Raw genomic sequence first — 21,031 nt, 5'->3', positions numbered from 1 at the left:
TCCTCTTAATACTTTCAGGATGTTTGCATCGGCATATCAGATTAAGGTGTGCGCCATTATTCTCACTCATGGAAAGAGACATCATGAACCCAACATTCAGCCGCGATCACCGTCTGGAAATGCATTTAAACAACGGCATGTTCAATGGAAAACCGCTTTATATTCATTACACGTCTGCGCAAACCTTCCCCCAGATTATCAGCAGCCGTTGTTTTATGGCCCGGCCAAATTATGACCGGCGCGGCGTCGCGGCCAAACCGGGTATCTACCTTGTGCGTAGCATACATGCCTTCAATGCCGAGAAAGCGTTTCAGCAACTGTTTCTCGGCGAAGCTAAATACCGCGAAAGCGCTAAGTTCTGCTTCCTCTTTACCTTCAACAGCGATCCCCATTTAACCGGACATCCTGTTTCTGCCGGAAGCAGCGTTGAAGAACTGATCCATCCCGGAAACATCAGTTTTTCAAAAATTAATATTATTTATCAGGGTATGAATCCGTTCCTGTGACTTCCAGCCCCGGCGGCAAACCGCACATCTCACAGGCGCGCTGACCAATGCGGATCATCGCCGAAATATAACGTGTGTCGAAGACATAGCAGCAGGATAACCGCAGGCCGTTGATATAACGCCCGCTCGGCGAATAGAGTTGCCCCGGCGTCATGCAGATTTTATCTTCCAGCAGTTGCCGGAATAAAGTTACGCAATTCACGCCAGGCGGGAAATCCACCCAAATAACAAAACCGCCCGACGGTTGTGTCGCACGCGTTCCCTGTGGGAAATGCTGAGCAATCAGCGCGCGTGCCTGCTCGACCTGTGAGGCATAGCGCCGGCGTAAGGCGCGCAGGTGATGGTCGTAACCGCCGGATTCGAGAAATGCCGTCAGCGTTTGCGAGAGCAGCGCAGATTCAGCCATCGACGACACCGCTTTCAGCTTATGCAGCTTCGCGGCGAAACGCCCGCCTTCCATCCAGCCGATACGAAAATCCGGCGCCAGCGTTTTCGTAAAACTGGTGCAGAACAGGATCCAGCCATCGCGATCAAAGGATTTCACCGCCGGAGAGAGCGTCGCGCCAAACTGAATTTCCGCGTATAACCCGTCTTCTATCAGCGGTACCTGATGATCGTTCATCATCCGCGCCAGCCGTTTTTTCGCGGCGAGCGGCATGGTAAAGCCCAGCGGATTTTGCGCCGTCGGCATGGCGATCACCGCGTTCAGGCGCTTTTCGGTGAGCAGCATGTCGAGGACATCCAGCGAAAGGCCCGTTTGCGGATCAGTCGGGATTTCCACCGCTTTCAGCCCGAGGCTGGCAAGCAATGGCAGCAGATAAAAATAGGTCGGCGTTTCCAGCCCCACGCTGTCGCCCGGCTTGGTGGTGACGCGCAGCGCCAGCTGTAACGCTTCCATACAGCCGTGGGTAATGGTGATGTCGGTCGGTTCTAATATCATGCCCAGCGTCAGCGCACGGCGGGCAATTTGCTGTCGCAGCGGCGGATGCCCCGGCGGCAGGGCATATTGGCCGATCAGATTGGGCTGACGGCGCAGCAAAGACGACATAATGCGCCCCAGTTTTCCGCCAGGATAAAAGTCATTGGACTGCGGACAGGCCAGCGAAAGATTGGTGTACGTCGGGTCAATTTGCGCGGCGAACACTTTGTCGATCAAATCCAGCACTTCATCTGCCGGTTCTGCCGCAGGCGTCTGCGGCTGTACGTGCGGCGCAGGGTTCAGCCCCGGCAACGCGGCGCGAACATAGAATCCGGACTGCGGCCTCGCCTCGATAAACCCGCGATCTTCCAGCCGCCGGTATGCCGCAACCACCGTATTAATGCTGACCGACCAGGTTTGCGCGCTGCGCCGCACGGAAGGCAAACGGCTGCCCGGTGCGAGCGTGCCACGGCGGATGGCGTCCGCCAGTTGTTCCGCCAGCTGGTTGTAACGGGTGTCGCTGAAATCCGCGGTGTCAGTCATGGTGTCAGTTCCGTGAAAAGTGATGGGCACAGTGTGTATTTATGCAATCTGTAACCCTGACAATAGCGTATTTCTGGCTCTGTTACCTTTGCTGTTCACTGTTTACTCTGGTTATCTGGAAAACAGGGGATGCAGGAACATAAAATGATCGATACCGCTTTTGTCAGTTACGTCACCGTGATGTCTATTACGCCCGGCCCGAACAATCTGTTGCTGGCGGCCTCCGGGGTGAATTTCGGGCTGCGTCGCAGCGTGCCCATGATGGTCGGTATCACGCTGGGCTGCGTGGTGCAGTGCGCGCTGATGACCTCCATGCTGGCGATCTTACTCAGCTGGATGAACGCGGTACGCCTGCCGATGGCGGCCGTGGGTTGCGCCTATCTTTTCTGGCTGTCGTGGAAAATTTACCGTTCAGGTTCGCCAAAAGAAGGCGAAAAACAACAGCCGATGAACCTGCTCAACGGCGCGTTATTTCAGGCGGTGAACCCGAAGGCCTGGCTGATGGCAACCAACGTGGCAATTCTGTTCACGCCGCCGGACGGCAATATGCTGCATCATACGCTGCTGATTTGTGTCGGCTTCGCGCTGATCAATCTGCCGTGCATTCTGGTGTGGGTGGTGATGGGTGACAGGTTACGTCAGGCGTTACGTGTGGAATGGAAGCTGAAAATGTTCAATACGATCATGGGCGGCATGATGGCATTAACCGCGCTGTGGTTGCTGGTGGGCGAAGTGCGCCATGCCATGATCTGAGGAAATTACTTCTGAACGGGCGAAAGTCTTGAGGGCTGCTGATTACTGATATGGGCGATAAGCCCGGTGACAGAAAGCACCATGGTTGAGCGGACGATTTGCTGGTAACGCTGGCGTTGCATGGCGATCAGCGATTCGTCGGCTTCGCCCGGTTTCAGGAACGTGGGGGCGGGCGGCAGTTCCGTCACACAGTGCAATTCCCCAAACGGACCGAGTATTTCATCATCGGTAAAACGGTACTCTTCGCCGTCGTAATTCAGTTCTTCACGCAGCGCCATCAGTAATTCCGCATCTTCATACTCATGACGGCTGATCACCCCCAGCGCGTAAATCAGTTTAAGACGCACGGAGAGATCGCCCAGCGGGCCGGTGCCGGTCAGCAGGGGTTCAACGGCGTATTTCACCGCGTAATCGTCCTTACGGAAAACCTGCACCACCAGAATATCCAGCGCTTCGGCCAGCAATTCTACGGAGGTCATCAAAAAGCTGCGTACGGTTTTACCCGCATTGAGCTTCTCAAGAACACGGTTTTCAAATGCCTGAGCTTTTTCCATTGGGCTTTCTTGCGATAAAGAACGGATACTTTTAACGCCCTTGGCGTCATCCCTGAAACGCACATGTCGGGCAGTCACTGCCTGCCCGACAGGGCTTTCTTTGCCTGGTATTGGCGAAATCAAAACGAACGCAGTATTAGTGCATGGATTCGTAGATTTTTACTGCTTCGGCGACCACTTCGCCCTCTTCCGGCAGCCCGGAAATCTGAGCAAGGGCAGCTTTCGGCCCCACTTTCTCCAGCAATTCGGTCAGCTCTTTCGCCTGCGGATCCTGCTCGCTGCGGTAACGCATCGCAGCGGCAATCCCGATAACCAGATTATTATGCGGCAGGCGATATTCCTGCGTGCCCAGCAACGGTTTGATCAGACGATCGCCCGCGCTCAGTTTACGCAGTGGCTGACGGCCAACGCGCTCCACGTCATCGTGCAGGTACGGGTTTTCAAAACGAGTCAGAATTTTTTCGATGTAAGCGAAGTGTTTTTCCGGGTCAAAACCGTAACGGCGGATCAGCACTTCACCGCTTTCTTCCATTGCACCGCGCACAATCAGACGCACTTTCTCATCCAGAATGGCATCACGAATCGTCGCATGGCCTGCCTGCTGACCGAGGTATGCGGTGATGGCATGCCCGGTGTTGAGCGTGAACAATTTACGTTCGACGAACGCCATCAGGTTGTCGGTCAGTTCCATACCGCCGATGTCCGGCAATGCACCTTTGAACTGGGTTTTATCGACAATCCATTCGCTGAAGGTTTCCACCGTCACTTCCAGCGGATCGGTGGTGCCGGCTGCGGCTGGCGGAACGATGCGGTCTACAGCGGAATCGACAAAGCCGATATGCGCTTCCACCCAGGCTTTTTCTTCTTCCGGCAACGCATTGAAGACGTGCTGTTTGAACTGGCTGGTACCGCGCACCATGTTTTCACAGGCGATGATGTTCAGCGGCTTTTCGTTGCCCTGCTGGTGACGCAGCACCAGACCTTTGGCGACGTTTGGCGCGATTTTTTCCAGCACGGTCGGGCCGACGGCGGTGGTCATCAGATCAACTTCAGCGATCAGATTAATCGCCTCCTGGCCGGCGCTGTTGACTGCGCTGACGTTGCTGACCGGCTCAACGGTGGCCTGTTCGCCGACCACGTGTACGTCATAACCTTTACGGCTGTTCAGCGCGTCCAGCAGCACGGGGCTGACATCGGCAAAGGTCAGTTCGATACCGGCATCTGCCAGCAATTTACCGATAAAACCGCGGCCAATGTTACCTGCGCCAAAATGTAGTGCTTTCATAATATTTCCTTCAAATCGGGGGCTATAAGTAGGTAAAGCTGGGGAGCCGCCCGGCTCCGAATCAACAAGCGGGTCTCGTAAGACCCGCTGAGTGACGCTCTGTGACTGCTTTTACTTAAGGCTTAACCGCGCAGAATGCTCAGCACTTCGTCAACGCTGGTGGTGTTTGCCAGACGGTCGATGACGCCATCTTCGTCGAGCGCAGTGGTCAGTTTGGTGATCACGTTGATGTGCTCATTATTGCGTGCGGCAATACCGATAACCAGACGCGCGGCATCATCTTCATCATCACCCCAGCGGATACCCGCCGGATACTGGCAGAACACGATGCCGGTTTTCAGTACGCGATCTTTCGCATCGATGGTGCCGTGTGGTACCGCGATAGATTCGCCCAGATACGTGGAGGTCAGCTGCTCACGGGCCAGCATCGCTTCAACATATTCTGCCTGAACATACCCGCCTTTCACCAGTTGCTCACCGGCAAAGCGAATCGCTTCTTCTTTTGTGGTCGCATGCAGGCCGAGGAAGATGTTGCTTTCGCTCATGCGGAACAGGTTTTCGTTGTCATGGTCAGCCACGATGCTGTCGCCGAGCGTGGTGGTCACTTTCTCTTTGTACTGGCTGGCTTTGTTCACTTCCACCAGACGGGAAGTCAGATCAGTGTACAGGCCGCTGTCGAGGAAGTTGGTCAGCGAAATGTGCTGAGCGTGCGGCACCTGACGCATAGCGCGTTCAGTCAGGTCACGGTGGGTAATCACCAGATCCACGTCATCAGGTAAATTGTTGATGGCGCTGTTGGTGACGCTGATATTGGTCAGCCCCGCATCCTGCACTTTTTTGCGCAGCACACCGGCACCCATTGCGCTGGAACCCATACCGGCGTCACAGGCTACGATGATTTTACGTACGGTAGACAGGTCGCCCGCTACGCCAGTCGCTGAAGGTTTGCCGCCTTTAGATTCGGCTTTCATGTCCTGCATGCGACGGGTTGCTTCGTCCAGATCGTCACCGTCTTTCGCTTTGGTGGTTTTCAGCAGCAGCGCAGAAACCACGAAGGATACCGCAAAGGCTGCCACGATCGCCGCGATGTTAGCGAAGTACGCGCCTTTTGGCGTCATCGCCAGAACCGCCAGAATAGAACCCGGAGATGCCGGAGAAACAAGACCGCCGTTCAGCAGCGTCAGGGTGAACACGCCAGTCATACCGCCCAGGATAACCGCCAGCAGCAGACGTGGATTCATCAGAACGTATGGGAAATAAATTTCGTGGATACCACCCAGGAAGTGGATGATTGCCGCGCCGCCAGCAGATTGCTTCGCGCTGCCACGACCGAAGAACATGTACGCCATCAGGACGCCCATACCCGGACCTGGGTTCGCTTCGATCAGGAAGAAGATAGATTTACCGGTTTCAGTCGCCTGCTGGATACCCAGCGGAGAGAAGATACCGTGGTTGATGGCGTTGTTGAGGAACAGAATTTTCGCCGGTTCAACAAAGATAGAGGCCAGTGGCAACAGGTTATGAATAACCATGATGTGCACGCCGGCAGCCAACACTTTAGAGAGCGCTTCTACCAGCGGACCGATCGCCAGGAAGGCGAGGATTGCCAGCAGCATACCGATAATACCGGCTGAGAAGTTGTTAACCAGCATCTCAAAGCCGCTTTTGATTTTACCGTCAACCCAACGGTCAAAGCGTTTGATACACCAGCCGCCCAGCGGGCCACCAATCATCGCACCGAGGAACATCGGCATATCCGCACCGACGATCACACCCATCACGGTGATTGCACCGACCACACCACCGCGATCACCGCCGACCAGACGACCACCGGTGTAACCGATGAGCAGTGGCAGGAGATAAGTGATCATCGGGCCAACCAGTTTCGCTAGCGTCTCATTTGGGATCCAGCCGGTTGGAATGAACAGAGCCGTAATGATACCCCAGGCGATAAACGCGCCGATGTTGGGCATTACCATGTTACTCAGGAAGCGACCAAAGTTTTGAACTTTGATCTTAACGTCTGGTGAAAACATAAAACGCACCCCTATTGATACGCGCTGACAATAGAGCGCGTGATATCAGTTAATTATCGGTGACGGTTAATTCGGTTTTTGTGCCACTGCTTTAAAAATCCGTCCGTCGAATTGCTGTCTGCGAGGCGGACTCTACCACGTGATTATAGGCCCCGCGTACCCACCCGACATCCCGTGATGCAGATCACACGTATACCCTCATCACCCCCTGCCTTTTGGTGATCGCCATCACAAAAACACCCTGTAACCCGGCTACAGTGGCGATAATTTAAGCTTGTCACCGCTAAAAATGTGACTTGAGTCACCATTTGTTAACGAGTCTTTATCATTAAAACGTGATATTCGTCACAAAGTATTTTTCGACGAACTTGTGTATTTCGCTTAAAAAGCATTCAGACGTGTCCGAACCGCGCAGAAATGAGTTTACGGGAGGGGTGTTGAAAGAAAATTACAGGGAGGGAGTTGTGCGGGTAACTTTATTACCCGCATCCTTTTTATACCCGGAGAGATTCATCACCAAGCTTATGGGTGACGTTCAATGCTACTTTTAATTCAGAATCGCCATAGCTATCCAGATATTGTGGATCAACATGATGGGAGGGCAGGATGTCATAAGGGACTGGCTTACCTCTTTCATCTTTTCTCGGACGACTATAGCCGAAAAATTTCGTATAACGTCCAGGTGCCGTACCTTCGAAGTTTTCGAAAATAACCTTCTTCAATTTATCCGTACTGTCTGCATGAGCTATCGAATCACCATGTAGGTCCTCAGCAAGACTCTTTGCATAAGGTTCGATATAAACCACCCTTTTTAAGCCTGCAGCAACAATATGGCGTGCGCAGTTGTGACAAGGATAGGTCGTGCAATAAAGTGTTTTTCCAACTGTACTTGAATTAGCCAAGCGGGCCATTGTAGTAATTGCATCCATTTCAGCATGAATAGCGCGCGAGTATTCAATGAGTGATTTTATTTTTTTAGTTTTCATGATCTGTTTTGCAAGTTCAGCTGCCCTTAATGGATCACTTAGGGCAATCACAGCTTCAATCTCACGCCTGACCAGGTCTTTATGCATATCACTATGGCAACCATCATTGTTGTAACAGCGTTTATCGCTCTTACTCTCACAGGAATAAAGCCCGCCGCCTGCGGCAGGTACATCGTTACAACCCGTCGACAGGATATTGCAATTATCATCCATAATGGCAGCACCAACTTGCCTTGATAAACATGCAGAACGCAATGCTGCTGAACTGGCGGTGAACATGCCTGTTTCATCCTGACTTGGGCTCACATTATTCGCTCCATGTATAAGGTCGATAAATCGCGCTATCGATTTTTTGATCTGCTCATTGTTGATGTTCTTTATAAAGTAATCAGCACGTTGCAGTGTCTCTTCGACATGTTGACCATACTTATATTCAGAACGTCTGTCGCGCCGGATAATTTCAGCTATCTGATGGTCATCAAGAAAGTCCTTTTTCAAATTAATAACTCTCTCATTAATCGTTCTGACTAATCCAATGAGGTAGAAATTATTACGATAGACTTCGCGAAAGAGATCAACTTCATCGGGGTGTTTTAATTGATCAACAATGTAAGCTATTTTACTCGTTGATTTACCCGCTCCTCCTTTAAAGATCCCCGAATTTAAATTTGCCGTCCTGATAACTTTGATTTGCCGGATAACCAGTTCTGAATTAATGACATTTCCGTGTTTATTGCGCAGAGCATTACCCAGATTTTGTAACTGAATAAAATGTTCATAGCCTTCAAGTCTTTTCAAATCTGAGGCTTCGGCAGCAGGCATCGTTTCTGCCATTAAGTCGCTAATTCTTATATGGAAAACATGATAATTGCAGGCTTTAAGTTTAATGATGAGTTTTTCTTTTAGAGTTTTAACCCCGGAGCCACTCGCCCCACAAAGTCCAATGATGAGTTCCTGCGAGCGACGCTCACGGATATCGTCAATGCTGTTGTTATTCCCTAATGATTGATTTGAAGCGGGTAATGAAATGATTTTTTTTGCCGGTTCAGCCATAAAAACTCCAATGACTGGACAGCCTGAACGTCACCAGTCTAGTTTGGCTGCTTCTTCCAAAACCTGAGCCATAGCTTTTTTATATGCGGCAGACTGACGCCGGGCTGAAAGGTCAATCACGTGCTCTGATCCCGAATTCTCCAGTTCAGAGCATTCGGTATGCTGTTCATCAGTTCTCAGTGCAGCATAATCAGCGAATTGAACAATCATGAGCTATCCATGTAATGAGTAAGATGTTAGAGGAAACTCTGAGATCAGATCAAAGAATCAGAGATTGCTTCACAGGAATGAATATCCATGAAGAAAAGAAGGTTACCACGGCGAAACACATACAGTGCGTAAAAATTTACTCAATTTCAGCCATTACATTCAATACTGAGAAGTGCTTTCCAAACTGTAGACATGAAGAAAATCCGACAGCACGGCTGCCGGATTAACGCGAAAATTACTTACCGCCCTGCGCCTTCACAATGGCTGCCTGTAAATCGTCGGCAGACACAGCGCCTGGCAGCACGGTGGTGTTTTCTGCGGTGGCACCGCTGACTGGCATCACGACAAAACCTGGCGTGCCGCTGAAGCCCAGCGTACGGGCCAGTTCGTCGTTAGCGGCGATGGCTTCGTGCGTGGCTTTACGTTGTGCCTCGGTCGGCAGTGTGGCTTTTGCCGCTTTCACTGCGCCTGCGATATCCGCATCGGTCAGTTTGCCTTCGTCATGACCGGTGCGGTAAATGCTGTTGTGATAATCGAAATACGCCTGCGCGCCCTTCTCTTTCCACACGGCCATACCGGTTTCAGCGGCGGTTATGGAAGGTTTCCAGCGGTCACCGAAGATTGGCCACTCTTTGAAGACGAAACGCACATTCGGGTTCGCTTTCACGGTCTGTTCAACCACCGGTGCCATACGGCTACAGTACAGGCACTGATAATCGAAGAATTCGACAAACGCGACTTTCGCGTCTTTCGGCCCATAGCTTGGCGTCGCCGGATCGCTGGTCAGGGTTTTGGCGTTTGCCAGTACCGCGCTCAGGGTTTGTTCCTGCTGCTGATCGGCCTGCTGCGCCTGAAGCTTCTGGCTGACCTGCACCAGAATTTCCGGGTGTTGCAGCAGGTAATCCGCTGCAATTTTACCAATGGCGGCCTGCTGTGCAGGGGTGAAATCGGCGGTCGCGCTGTCGGCAGCCGTTGCCAGCGTCGGAGCCAGTATCAGGGAAGCCAGCAAAGTCATCGTCTGACGTTTCATTAAACATCCTTAAAGTGAATACGGGAAAAAGGGACAGTTGCCTTCAAAAGTAGAGGAATTCCACCGGCTTTGCAGGCTAAAAATTGTCATTTTTTATAAACCTGCACGTGATAGCTGCCGTCTGACGTCATCTCCAGCATGATGTCCGCCTGCCTGCTGTCTTGCAGCACCCGCGTCACATTCGGCCCGTCAGTGGCAGCATAAAAATCACCGGCCTGGTGCGGCGTAAGGCCGCCCCGAATTTTACGGTCGATCAGCCGCCCGCGAAGGTCGTCCGGGTTGGCATGAATAAAAATACTCAGATCGCAATATGAGGCCAGTTCCCGCCAGCCTTCATCTTTGAGCAACAGCCAGTTTCCTTCCACAATCAGCACCGGCGCGGTGACATGAATCGCGTCTTCGACCGGTTCATGAAGCGTCCGGCTGTACTCCGGCCAGCGACTGCCCGGCGTGCGTAAGCCGATCAGGGCATCGCGCAATTTATCCACATCAAATGTCTCCGCGGCGCCTTTTTTCTGACGTAATTGATGCGCGTCCAGCCAGGCATTGCGGCGATGGAAACCGTCCATCGGCAAGGTCTGGACCGGCACTAATCCTGCCGTCTCCGTGGAAAGCGTTTGCCAGAACGCCGAAAGCGTCGATTTACCGGTACCGGGCGGTGCCACCAGAAACACAATTAGCGGGCGATGTAACTGACGTTGCTGCGCGGAAAAACGCTGTAAAAGGGGAAGATGTAACTGCCCGATATCGTGCTGTGGGAAAAACGCCTGCGTGATCAGCCCGTTAATGGTCAGCGTCACGTTCATAGGTCAGTTCCTTGAGTAAATCCGTCACGGCCAGCGACAACGCCGTTTTCACCAGACCGCCATAGCGCGCAGTATTGAAGATCTCAAAACCGGCATATTTCATTTTCTCAATCGACTGAAACATCAGCGGATTATCCGTTACGCAACGTAAGTTCTTAACGAATTCATACGCGGTGTCGTCATGAAATTCGACGATCCCCGCCTGCGCGTTGAGATGCTCATCCAGTTGAGAAAACAGCAAAATATCGGCATAGACGGATTTTTTGATTTTCCCCAGGGCATAAATCAGCCGCAGGGAAACATCTATGCTGTCGAGCGGGCCTGATTTGGCGAGCAACGGCCTGACGGCAAATTCGCGAATATCCTCGTCATTATTGATGAAGAGATGAGGAAGGAACTGTTTAATGCCGCTGAGTAAAATAGCGTTCGCGGCATTCAGAAAATCATTGAGGTTCGTCCGGGCGGAAAGCGTCTCCAGCACCTGATCTTCAGTTAATCCAGTCATCCTTCCCTTAACCATCGTTTTTAATGAGGAGAATCGATGATATTACAGCCCGGTGGAAACACCAAAGTGGCTGAGCAGTACGCGTTCCGCCTGTTCATTCCAGACACCGTGCGTCGGTGCAACCTCCTGCGCCAGCCGGGCAAACAGCGGATCGGTTTTGCCTAATTCTGCAAAATCGTCAATGGCGGTCAGCGGCAGGGAAATGCCGTTATAAATAAGCTTTTTACCGCCAGGAATATGCGGCAGATTGAGCACCGTGTCGGGAACGGCATCCAGACCGCCGATATGCGTGATCATATAGGATGGCTGAATACGCCCTGCCGCCGTCAGCGCCAGCGCCTCTTCCATGTCGCCGGTCGAGCCGCCGGACGTGCCGACAATGTGCGTCGAACCGTAGTGAACGTTGTAGAAATTGAAGGGAACGCTGAAGTTTTTGTCGGTTGGCCCGGCAAAGAAGTTCAGGCAACCATCTTCGCCCAGCAGCGCATCCCCCAGTTCAATCACTTCCGCCACCGCCGCGTACACAAATACATCATCAAAGCCTGCGCCGCCGGTCATTTCGCGCAAAGCCGCCGCCGGATCTGGCAACGTTTTGCTGTTGATATACACCAGCTCGATGCCTTTTTCTGCCGCCATCGCCACCGGTAAAAGCTGTTCTGCGCGCGCCAGCCGTTGCTCGTCGATATCCACCACCACAACCCGCGCCGGGCGCACGTCGCCGTTGATCGCATAATCAATCGCACCAATGCCCATCGGCCCCGCGCACGCCAGCAGCGCCAGATTCCCCCCCGCTTTGATGCCCATCTGATGCTCATACACATATTGCGTGGTGTGATAACTGGCGTGATACGCGCCGATAATGCAGCACATCGGCTCGGCGAGCGACGCAGCGGCGAAATAGCGGCTTTCGTACGGCAGAACACAGCCCATATCGATAGCCAGTTTCGGGATGATCATGTACGTCGCGTTACCGCCAAAAGTTTCGTAGCTGTAACCGGCGGAATAGCCGCTTGGCAGCCCCATCGCCGGTTGCAGCACGAAGCGTTTTCCCACTTCAAACCGGTTTCTGAGATTTTTGCCCACCTGCACAATCACACCCGCACATTCGTGCCCCGTGATGGCCGGATGTTCGGCGATATCCTCCGGCACACGTTTATGTTCGCCGCCCAGCAATGCCGCTTTGTACGTCGAGAGGCAAACGCTGTCCGAGACGACGCTCACCAGCAATTCGTCATCGGTGATGTCCGGCAGTTCAAACTCACGCAGTCTCACATCTTTTTTTCCGTAAATGGCGGCGACGTTGGTTTTCATGCTGTTGCTCCTTGCTGAACCGGGGAAGTGATATCGGCAAACAACGCATCAAGCGCCGGGTCGCCGAGATAGTTTTTTATCAGAATCAATGGCTGATCGGTCACCCGCTGCGCACGGCCTTCGAGGCTGGCATGGGTGACAATAATGTCGGCGTCGGCCGGAATGTTTTCGATGGAGTAGTGCTTCACTTCGATTTCATAACCGGCTTTTTGCAGCTTTTTGCGAAACGTTGTCGCGCCCATCGCACTCGATCCCATTCCCGCATCACAGACAAACGCAATCAGACGGATATTGCCGTTGACCGGCTGCACCGCATTTTTACCTTCAGCTTTACGCTTTTTACTGGCGGCCTGAGAATCCGCAAACGTGTCTTCCGCAGGCGATTTATCCAGTTTCAGGATGGCCGAGGCGACGACAAAAGAGACGACCGTACCGGCCAGCACGCCGGCGCAGGTTCCCAGAAAGCCCCCGCGCGGCGTCAGCGCCAGATAGGCAAAGATAGAGCCAGGGCTTGGCCCCGCCACCAGCCCCGCGCCAAACAGCTCGAAGACATAAATGCCGGTCATGCCGCCCGCAATCATGGCGATAATCATCAGCGGTTTCATCAGCACATACGGGAAATACAGTTCGTGGATGCCACCGAGAAAATGAATGATCATCGCGCCGGGTGCTGACTTTTTACTCAGCCCTTTGCCGAACAGGGAAAACGCCAGCAAAATGCCCAGACCGGGGCCGGGATTGGAGGCCACCATGAAATAAATCGATTTTCCGGCGACGGCGGTGTCCTGCATGCCCAGCGGATAGTAAACGCCCTGATCTATCGCATTATTCAGAAACAGCACTTTGGCCGGTTCATTAATCACTGACAGCAGCGGCAGATAACCGGTCGCCACCAGCGCCTCAATGCCCTCTTTCACCACGTTATTGGCGGCCATTACCGCCGGGCCGATCACTTCATAGGCCAGCAGGCACAACAACATGCCGAGAATGCCGAGGGAGAAATTATTGATGACCATTTCAAAGCCCGCCGGAATGCGTTTCTCAAGCGCCTTATCGACGACTTTGATGACATGTCCCCCCAGCGGCCCCATCACCATTGCGCCGATGAACATCGGAATATCGGCCCCGACAATGACGCCCATGGTGCCGATCCCGCCCATTACCGCACCGCGCTTTCCGCCAATTAAATGGCCGCCGGTTGAGCCAATCATCAGCGGCAATAAATAGGTGATCATCGGGCCGACAAGCTGACCAAAGTGCGGGTCAGGGGTCCATCCGGTGGGTATAAATAACGCGGTAATAAAACCCCAGGCAATAAATGCGCCTATATTGGGAATAACCATTGCCGTCAGAAAGCCGCCAAAAGCCTGCACTCTGGCGCGCATAGATTTATTAGCCATATTAAAATCCTGTGTGATGTTAGGATAAAACTAATAACGCTGAATGATATTAATTAATTCCTCTGAATTATTTGCATTGAGTAATTCATCAATAACTTCATCTTCGCAAAGCATTTCACTTAACGCCTGAATTGCCTCAATATGTGAATCAGAATCTTTCGCGGCTAATCCGATAAGCAAGCGAACCGGCGGGCTTTCAGCATCAAAGCTGACGCCTTCGCGCAGCAACGTCAGGCTCAGCGCCGTACCTAACGCACCGCACTCCGGCCTTGCATGGGGCATGGCAATACCAGGGGCAAGCAAATAATAAGGGCCGATTTCACGGGTAGTCTCTTTAATCGCCTGAATATAGTCCGGTGTAATATATTTTCTTTGCAGAAGATGTCTCATCGATAAATCTATCGCCTCAGACCAGTTTTCAGCGCAAGAATATATCGCAATACTTTCACGTTCAAAAAAATCCATTAATGACGACATAACTCATCCTTATTTTATCGATGATTATTTACTTTCATGAGCATATTCTTTGAAATGGATTTAATCAAACCGGCAAGAATTTGTGATCGACATTATAAAAACTGTCATGGCGATAATAAAACCCAACCAAGATCACACGAATAACGTCATTTTCATAAATAAGGATTTAACGCAACAGGCTAATTGTGAATAAATCCACAGAATTCATTTTTATATTATTGCCTTCATTTGTGATGGGGATCTGATTCACCTGATTGCATTCGCTTCAGACAATAAAAAAGCCACGCAGACATCGCGTGGCTTAACATAAATCGTTTTTAACCGGCTTAGCGGCTGAAATCGCCTTGCGCGACTTTCTGCGCCTCAAGCAATGTCTGCTGTTTGCCCACCAGATTCGACATCATGGTGTTGTACTGCGTCGCCTGCTGCTGCGTCGGGAACTGCACGCCGCCGTTGGCGAATGCCACCTGGGCGCCCTGCTGTTGCAGGTAATCACCAACAGAGACGATATCCTGCGTGAAGCTTTGCAGCGCAGGTACCAGCGGGGTCAGCACGTTAGCGGGTTGCGTCACTACGGTGCTGTACACCTGGCTGTAAACCGCTTTCAGATCGTCCGGCTGTTTCAGTGCAGCCATCGCGGTATCGGCTTTCACTTTCGAGTCACGCAGCTGTGCATTGAGCAGGCTCAGCGTACCGGCCGCCTGTTGCAGCGCACCGCGTTGCGTCATGTAATCCTGCGGTGTGCGCACCTGACCGATTGCGTTGACCACTGGCACGAAGCTGCCATCGACAGCGCCTTTCATCTGACGGGAGAATGACAAAATAATGCCGTAGTCATTCGCGTAATTACCAAAACGTTGTTTCTGATCTTCGCTCAGCGATGGCAGGTTTTGCCCGCTGCGCATCACGGTATTTTGCAAATAATCGATAAAGGCTTTGCGTTGTTCCGGTTCTTTATCGCCACATGCCGTGAGCTGGAAAACGACCAGCAGTGCGATAAACGGCGCCAGCCAGCGAGAAAATGCACCGCTTCTGATCCCTACAGCCATGAGTCCTGACTCCTGATTTCAATGTTCTTCTTCCGGCCAGTTCCCTGCCGATGCTGTGCATTCCATGCGGGTTATAGGATAGAACAATTGGGGGGAGAACGCTTTTTAAAAAAGCCTGTAAAAACGTTAAATTCAACTTAACGTTGAAGTTCAAGGTCAGGAGCAACGCCGGGGGCTTTTTAATTCACAAGCAGAATGGTTTTATTTTGAAAAGGTGTGGATTGGCGTGCTTAAAAATGGCACCGGATGAAGGGTTCAGGACGTGAGGCCCGACACCTGAAATGAGGGTATCGCGTAGCGCGCAGTGAAAAGAGCGGGGAGTCCAGAGGGAGAACGTTTATTCTCCCTCTGGTCGGCGTGGGCCGACGCCCGCAACCTTAATAACTTACAAAGTCACCGTCTTACTGAAGCAGCGAAATATCCGCTACCTGCAGGAACAACTCCCGCAGTTTAGACAGCAATGTCAGACGGTTGATACGCACTGCTTCGTTCTCATCCATCACCATGACGGTGTCAAAGAACGTATCCACGGTTTCGCGCAGCGCAGCCAGTTCCACCAGCGCTTCTTTGTACTGACCAGCGGCAAACAGCGGTTCCAGCTTGTCGCGCAGCACCACCAGATGCGTCGCCAGTTTCAGCTCAGCAGGTTCTTTCAGCACGGAGGCGTGAACGTGATCCAGCAGAACGTCGGTGGATTTCGCCAGAATGTTGGATACACGTTTGTTGGCCGCAGCCAGCGTTGCCGCTTCGTCCAGCGTACGGAAGTAACTCACCGCTTTCACACGGGCATCGAAATCTGCCGGTTTGGTCGGACGACGTGCCAGCACGGCCTGAATGGTATCGACCGCGTGACCTTCTTCCTGATACCACGCACGGAAACGACCGAGCATGAAATCAACCACTTCATCGACAACCTTGGCGTTAGTCAGCTTGTCGCCGTACAGGCGCACCGCTTCTTCGGTCAGGGTTTGCAGATCGAGTGACAGGTTTTTCTCAACGATGATACGCAGAACACCGAGCGCTGCACGACGCAGTGCAAACGGGTCTTTGTCGCCTTTCGGATGCTGCCCGATGCCGAAAATACCGGCCAGGGTGTCCATCTTGTCTGCGATAGCCAGGGCACAGGCCACCAGCGAAGCCGGCAACTCGTCGCCCGCAAAGCGTGGCTGATACTGTTCGTTCAGCGCAACCGCGACTTCTTCCTGCTCGCCGTCGTGACGCGCATAGTGCATGCCCATCACGCCCTGCGTGTCGGTGAATTCGAAGACCATGTTGGTCATCAGGTCGCATTTTGACAGCAGGCCCGCGCGTTTGGCGTTCTCAACGTTGGCACCGATTTTATCGGCGATCCAGCCAGACAGCGCCTGAATACGGTCAGTTTTGTCACGCAGCGTACCCAGCTGTTTCTGGAACAATACGGTTTCCAGACGCGGCAGGTTATCTTCGAGACGTTTTTTGCGGTCGGTATTGAAGAAGAATTCGGCATCGGCCAGACGCGGACGCACCACTTTCTCGTTACCGGAAATGATTTGCTGCGGATCTTTCGATTCGATGTTGGCCACAAAGATAAAGTTCGGCAGAAGTTTGCCCGCAGCGTCGTACACCGGGAAATACTTCTGGTCGCCTTTCATGGTGTAAACCAGCGCTTCAGCCGGTACCGCCAGGAATTTCTCTTCGAATTTCGCGGTCAGCACCACCGGCCATTCCACCAGAGACGCCACTTCTTCCAGCAGGCTTTCACTCAGATCGGCGATGCCGCCAATCTCTTTCGCCGCTTTTTCCGCATCCTGTTTGATCAGCGCTTTACGCTGTTCGTAATCAGCAATGACTTTGCCGCGTTCCAGCAGAATTTGCGGATACTGATCGGCGTTGTCGAGGGTGAATTCAGGCTCGCCCATGAAGCGGTGGCCGCGGATCGTGCGGGCAGAATCGATACCGAGGATTTTCGCCGGGATCAGTTCATCGCCTAACAGCAGAGTCACGGTGTGAACCGGACGCACAAACTGCACGTCGGAATCGCCCCAGCGCATCAGTTTAGGAATAGGCAGTTTGGACAGTGACGTTGCGATCATCGCAGGCAGCAGCTGTTGCGCGCTTTCGCCTTTGACGTGCGCACGGTACACCAGCCATTCACCTTTGTCGGTGACCAGACGATCGGCCTGATCAACGGTGATACCGCAACCGCGAGCCCAGCCTTCAGCGGCTTTGCTCGGTTTGCCTTCGGCATCAAACGCCTGCGCCACAGCCGGGCCGCGTTTTTCAACTTCGCGGTCAGCCTGAGATTCATGCAGACCGGAGACTTTCAGCGCCAGACGGCGCGGCGCGGCAAACCATTTTACGTCGCCGTGTGGCAGATTCGCCGCATCCAGCTCCGCAGTCAGGTTGGCTGCAAAAGATTCAGCAAGGCTGCGCAGAGCCTTCGGTGGCAGTTCTTCCGTGCCGATTTCCACCAGAAATGTTTTTTCAGTCATGGACTTATCTCACTTCTCGTTCTTTTTGCACATCGGGAAGCCCAGCACTTCGCGGGAAGCGTAATACGCCTCAGCTACCGCTTTAGTCAGGGTACGGATGCGCAGAATGTAGCGCTGACGTTCAGTCACAGAAATCGCTTTACGCGCGTCGAGCAGGTTGAAGCAATGGGCCGCTTTCAGGATGCGCTCGTAAGCAGGCAGCGCCAGTGGCTTTTCAAGCGCCAGCAGGGTTTGCGCTTCTTTCTCGTGCTGTTCGAAGCAGGAGAACAGGAAATCAACGTCGGCGTATTCGAAGTTATAGGTGGATTGCTCCACTTCGTTCTGATGGAACACGTCGCCGTAGGTGGTTTTGCCCAGCGGACCGTTGCTCCAGACCAGATCGTAAACGCTGTCTACGCCCTGGATGTACATCGCCAGACGTTCCAGACCGTAAGTGATTTCACCTGTCACCGGTTTACATTCCAGGCCGCCAACCTGCTGGAAGTAAGTGAACTGCGTCACTTCCATGCCGTTCAGCCACACTTCCCAGCCAAGACCCCAGGCGCCGAGCGTCGGGTTTTCCCAGTTGTCTTCAACGAAGCGAATATCGTGGATCAGCGGGTCGAGGCCCAGCTCTTTCAGCGAGCCGAGGTACAGCTCCTGAATGTTTTCCGGTGAAGGTTTGATCATCACCTGGAACTGATAATAGTGCTGCAGGCGGTTTGGGTTTTCGCCGTAGCGGCCATCCGTCGGACGGCGTGAGGGCTGAACATAGGCTGCCGCAAAAGGCTCAGGGCCGAGTGCGCGCAGGCTGGTCATCGGATGCGAAGTACCCGCGCCGACTTCCATATCCAGCGGTTGAACAATGGTGCAGCCCTGCTGCGCCCAATAATCTTGCAGTGTCAGGATCAGGCCCTGAAATGTCTTGGTATCAAACTTTTGCATGTTGGATTCGCACGCGAGAAAGTGGGTTTAAAGAGAGTCCGACAGTATACCCGCTGAACGGAAGATAATCAGCCAGAATCAGGCGAGTGAGCGTTACCGAGAGGGAGTGTTTAGGTTTTGGCGCGCATTTTTGGAAAGTAAAAGGGGCTCTGCGCCCCTTTCGTGGTTAAAACCGGGCACTGATCCCGGCGTTGTAGGACGTTTGTTCGCCGGAATCCAGGCCGGTGGTTTGGGAAATCGCCGCAAAAGCCGAGACGCTGTGGGTTATCTGGACGTTCGCCCCGACCGTCATATCGACCCAGTCGTTGTCCTGCTCGCCGGTGGTGCGGCTGAACCTGGTGCGGGTGGATTTGATCGCGCCGGTGGCGGTGTAAGTGTCATCGCCAAACTGACGGTCATAAGTCACCTGCGCATACGGATTCACGATCCCCAGATCTGCGTTCAGGCGCCAGCCCAGCGCGCCGATTTGCGAGTGAGACGTCTGGTCACCAAAGCGCATAGAAGTGCTGTTGTTGCCCTTCTCGCTGTATCCCTCAATGCTGCTGTAATCCCAGCTGTATTGCGCCACCGGGCCGGTTTTCAGCACCGGTAAAATCGGGAAATCCCAGCCAGCGGTGACGCGTCCGCCAATCTGCTTGCCGTCCGTTTCACCGCGCTCGGTACGGGTGGTGGGTCCGAGTTTGATGCTGCGGTTGATATCGTCGTAATTCAGCGACCCGTAATGCACATCGCCGTTGATCCAGCCATTTTCGGCGATTTTCACGCCGGTAAAGGCTGTCGCCATCCAGCCGCGCGTGCGGTAGCTATAATGGTCCGTCGGATCCTGTTTATCGTCTGAACCGGAAATCATCAGCCCCATCATCCAGCGATCGGTCATCTGATAATCCATCCCGATATTGAGCGAGTTAGACGTGAGATCGTCCTCGCCCAGCGACGGATTGATTTTGCTGTCGGCGCTTTGCCCGGCGTAACCGCCAAACATACCGAAAGTCCCGGCGTCATTCTCCTGCGTGCGTAACTGCTGATAGCGGCTGTCGAGCAATCCCTGCGTATTGCGCGCCAGCGCCAGCGAACCCTGATTCAGCGCGGTGACCTCCAGCGGGCCGTTGATCACGGACTGCATGTACTCGGCGATCAGCGCATGTGCCTGCGGTGTCGGGTGGAAATGGTCAGAGAACAGAAACGCTTTGCTGGCGTCAAAACCCGGCAGACTGGAGGTACATTCTGAGGCTGAAGTGCCCACCGGACAGGCGGTCCCGGCGGTATTTGCGAAACCGTACAGCGCCGGATCGGCGACCACTTCATTGAACAGCCCGTTGATATCCACGCGTGCAATATTGCCGCCGGTTCTGGCCAGCGCGATATCTTCGGTGGTGTTGTACGTCTCGGTCAGGCCGCCCGCCACGTCTTTGAGCGCGTCATAGGCCGCTGCCAGCCCTTTGGCGATGACGTCCTGCACCAGCGGGATCGCCGAGCCTTCCGCCGCCGCTGCCGCCAGTGCGTTGTGAATGGCCTCGGTGCGGGCATCCGTATTCGGTGTGTTTTGCGCATTCAGGTACTGATACGCCGCCGCCAGCGCCTGTTGCTGCACCGGCAGCAAGCCGACCTGAATCACGCCTTCCATCAGCACCGGCGTCAGGCCGATATTGGGCACCGTCGGCACCACGACCGTTCCGGCTCCGGCTTTGAGTAAATCATTGACCTGAGAAGCCGCCTGCGTGGCGCTGTTGGTGGCAATCTCCACTGCCGTGATCGGGTTCAGGCTGAGCGCCGCGGCGGCCAGATCGTTGCCGCCAATCCAGTGAATATACAGCCCTTTCGGATCGGCTTTGCCGCCGGTCGAGGCCAGATAGCTTTTGACCTGATCCTGCGTGGTGTCATCGGAATCCAGCCCCGGCACCGCGACGCCGCCGCCTTGGGCATAGTTCAGGCCGCCTTTAGCAGAAGGTGTCAGCGTCGTGCCGATATTGTTGGCGAGGATTTCGTCATAAAGCGGATGCGAACTGCTGTCGAAGGTCCAGCGTCCATTATTGCCGGTGTCACTCAGGCTGTCGCCGAAGACATAAAGTTGATCGTAAGCCTGCACCGGAGCCTGTAAACCCAGGCACAGCGCGACGGCGAATGCGCTTTGTGTCAGCCGTAATGCGGCGGTTTTTCTGCCTGTCATTGTCGTCGCTTCCTTAAAAAATGAGCGGTTCTCATCCCTGAAATGT

The 21,031-nt window shown here is 53.5% G+C and carries 18 protein-coding genes; 2 read left to right on the top strand and 16 right to left on the bottom strand.

Going from position 1 to position 21,031, the window contains the following annotated elements; all coding sequences use genetic code 11:
• Positions 1-83: 83 nt before the first annotated feature.
• Positions 84-506, top strand: a complete 423-nt coding sequence (locus tag J1779_RS15730) for a hypothetical protein (RefSeq protein WP_217204208.1) — start codon at positions 84-86, stop codon at positions 504-506.
• On the opposite strand, the gene J1779_RS15725 is transcribed toward J1779_RS15730, so the two are convergent.
• A complete protein-coding gene (locus tag J1779_RS15725; protein WP_217204207.1) occupies positions 475-1,968 on the bottom strand; it encodes an aminotransferase-like domain-containing protein in 1,494 nt (497 codons plus the stop codon). The genes J1779_RS15730 and J1779_RS15725 overlap by 32 nt on opposite strands.
• 144 nt (positions 1,969-2,112) lie before the next feature.
• Here J1779_RS15725 and J1779_RS15720 point away from each other — a divergent pair, with 144 nt between their 5' ends.
• Positions 2,113-2,721: a LysE family translocator gene (locus J1779_RS15720; protein WP_217204206.1), complete on the top strand. Its 609-nt coding sequence runs from the start codon at positions 2,113-2,115 to the stop codon at positions 2,719-2,721.
• Positions 2,722-2,726: 5 nt separating this feature from the next.
• Here J1779_RS15720 and J1779_RS15715 read toward each other — a convergent pair whose 3' ends face one another.
• The 15 genes from J1779_RS15715 to J1779_RS15645 form a co-directional block, all read right to left on the bottom strand.
• Positions 2,727-3,275, bottom strand: a complete 549-nt coding sequence (locus tag J1779_RS15715) for an MltR family transcriptional regulator (protein ID WP_056775860.1) — start codon at positions 3,273-3,275, stop codon at positions 2,727-2,729.
• 136 nt (positions 3,276-3,411) lie between these two features.
• Positions 3,412-4,560, bottom strand: a complete 1,149-nt coding sequence (locus J1779_RS15710; protein ID WP_056775862.1) for a mannitol-1-phosphate 5-dehydrogenase — start codon at positions 4,558-4,560, stop codon at positions 3,412-3,414.
• Between the two features lie 122 nt (positions 4,561-4,682).
• Complete coding sequence (locus J1779_RS15705; protein WP_217204205.1) at positions 4,683-6,596, bottom strand: PTS mannitol transporter subunit IICBA; 1,914 nt, start codon at positions 6,594-6,596, stop codon at positions 4,683-4,685.
• A gap of 494 nt (positions 6,597-7,090) precedes the next feature.
• On the bottom strand, positions 7,091-8,635 hold the full coding sequence (locus J1779_RS15700; RefSeq protein WP_217204204.1) for an anti-phage dCTP deaminase: 1,545 nt from the start codon (positions 8,633-8,635) through the stop codon (positions 7,091-7,093).
• 30 nt (positions 8,636-8,665) lie between these two features.
• Positions 8,666-8,845 carry a hypothetical protein gene (locus tag J1779_RS15695; protein ID WP_136376893.1) on the bottom strand — a complete coding sequence of 60 codons (180 nt, stop codon included), beginning with the start codon at positions 8,843-8,845 and terminating at the stop codon, positions 8,666-8,668.
• Positions 8,846-9,080: 235 nt separating this feature from the next.
• Positions 9,081-9,875, bottom strand: coding sequence for a DsbA family protein (locus J1779_RS15690; RefSeq protein ID WP_056775870.1), 795 nt, complete (start codon positions 9,873-9,875; stop codon positions 9,081-9,083).
• 86 nt (positions 9,876-9,961) lie between these two features.
• A complete protein-coding gene (locus J1779_RS15685) occupies positions 9,962-10,681 on the bottom strand; it encodes a nucleoside/nucleotide kinase family protein (RefSeq protein WP_217204203.1) in 720 nt (239 codons plus the stop codon).
• On the bottom strand, positions 10,659-11,186 hold the full coding sequence (locus J1779_RS15680; protein ID WP_122097153.1) for an MltR family transcriptional regulator: 528 nt from the start codon (positions 11,184-11,186) through the stop codon (positions 10,659-10,661). The genes J1779_RS15685 and J1779_RS15680 overlap by 23 nt, the downstream gene beginning before the upstream one ends.
• A gap of 42 nt (positions 11,187-11,228) precedes the next feature.
• Positions 11,229-12,497 carry a zinc-binding dehydrogenase gene (locus tag J1779_RS15675; RefSeq protein WP_217204202.1) on the bottom strand — a complete coding sequence of 423 codons (1,269 nt, stop codon included), beginning with the start codon at positions 12,495-12,497 and terminating at the stop codon, positions 11,229-11,231.
• A complete protein-coding gene (locus J1779_RS15670; RefSeq protein ID WP_217204201.1) occupies positions 12,494-13,897 on the bottom strand; it encodes a PTS mannitol transporter subunit IIBC in 1,404 nt (467 codons plus the stop codon). The genes J1779_RS15675 and J1779_RS15670 overlap by 4 nt, the downstream gene beginning before the upstream one ends.
• Positions 13,898-13,927: 30 nt before the next feature.
• Positions 13,928-14,374 carry a PTS mannitol transporter subunit IIA gene (gene cmtB, locus J1779_RS15665; protein WP_217204200.1) on the bottom strand — a complete coding sequence of 149 codons (447 nt, stop codon included), beginning with the start codon at positions 14,372-14,374 and terminating at the stop codon, positions 13,928-13,930.
• A 326-nt stretch (positions 14,375-14,700) separates the two neighbouring features.
• Entirely contained in the window at positions 14,701-15,423 is a 723-nt protein-coding gene (locus J1779_RS15660; protein WP_056775880.1) for a DUF3053 domain-containing protein, read from the bottom strand.
• A gap of 401 nt (positions 15,424-15,824) precedes the next feature.
• Complete coding sequence (glyS, locus tag J1779_RS15655; protein WP_056775882.1) at positions 15,825-17,894, bottom strand: glycine--tRNA ligase subunit beta; 2,070 nt, start codon at positions 17,892-17,894, stop codon at positions 15,825-15,827.
• Between the two features lie 9 nt (positions 17,895-17,903).
• Positions 17,904-18,818 carry a glycine--tRNA ligase subunit alpha gene (gene glyQ / locus J1779_RS15650; RefSeq protein WP_056775883.1) on the bottom strand — a complete coding sequence of 305 codons (915 nt, stop codon included), beginning with the start codon at positions 18,816-18,818 and terminating at the stop codon, positions 17,904-17,906.
• 166 nt (positions 18,819-18,984) lie between these two features.
• Complete coding sequence (locus J1779_RS15645) at positions 18,985-20,985, bottom strand: autotransporter outer membrane beta-barrel domain-containing protein (protein WP_217204199.1); 2,001 nt, start codon at positions 20,983-20,985, stop codon at positions 18,985-18,987.
• Positions 20,986-21,031 lie beyond the last annotated feature (46 nt).

This window comes from Rahnella rivi (assembly GCF_019049655.1).
In the GTDB taxonomy this organism is placed as follows: Bacteria; Pseudomonadota; Gammaproteobacteria; order Enterobacterales; family Enterobacteriaceae; genus Rahnella; species Rahnella rivi.
The sequence above is the reverse complement of the archived record's forward strand: the minus strand, read 5'-3'. Positions and strand labels throughout refer to the sequence as shown.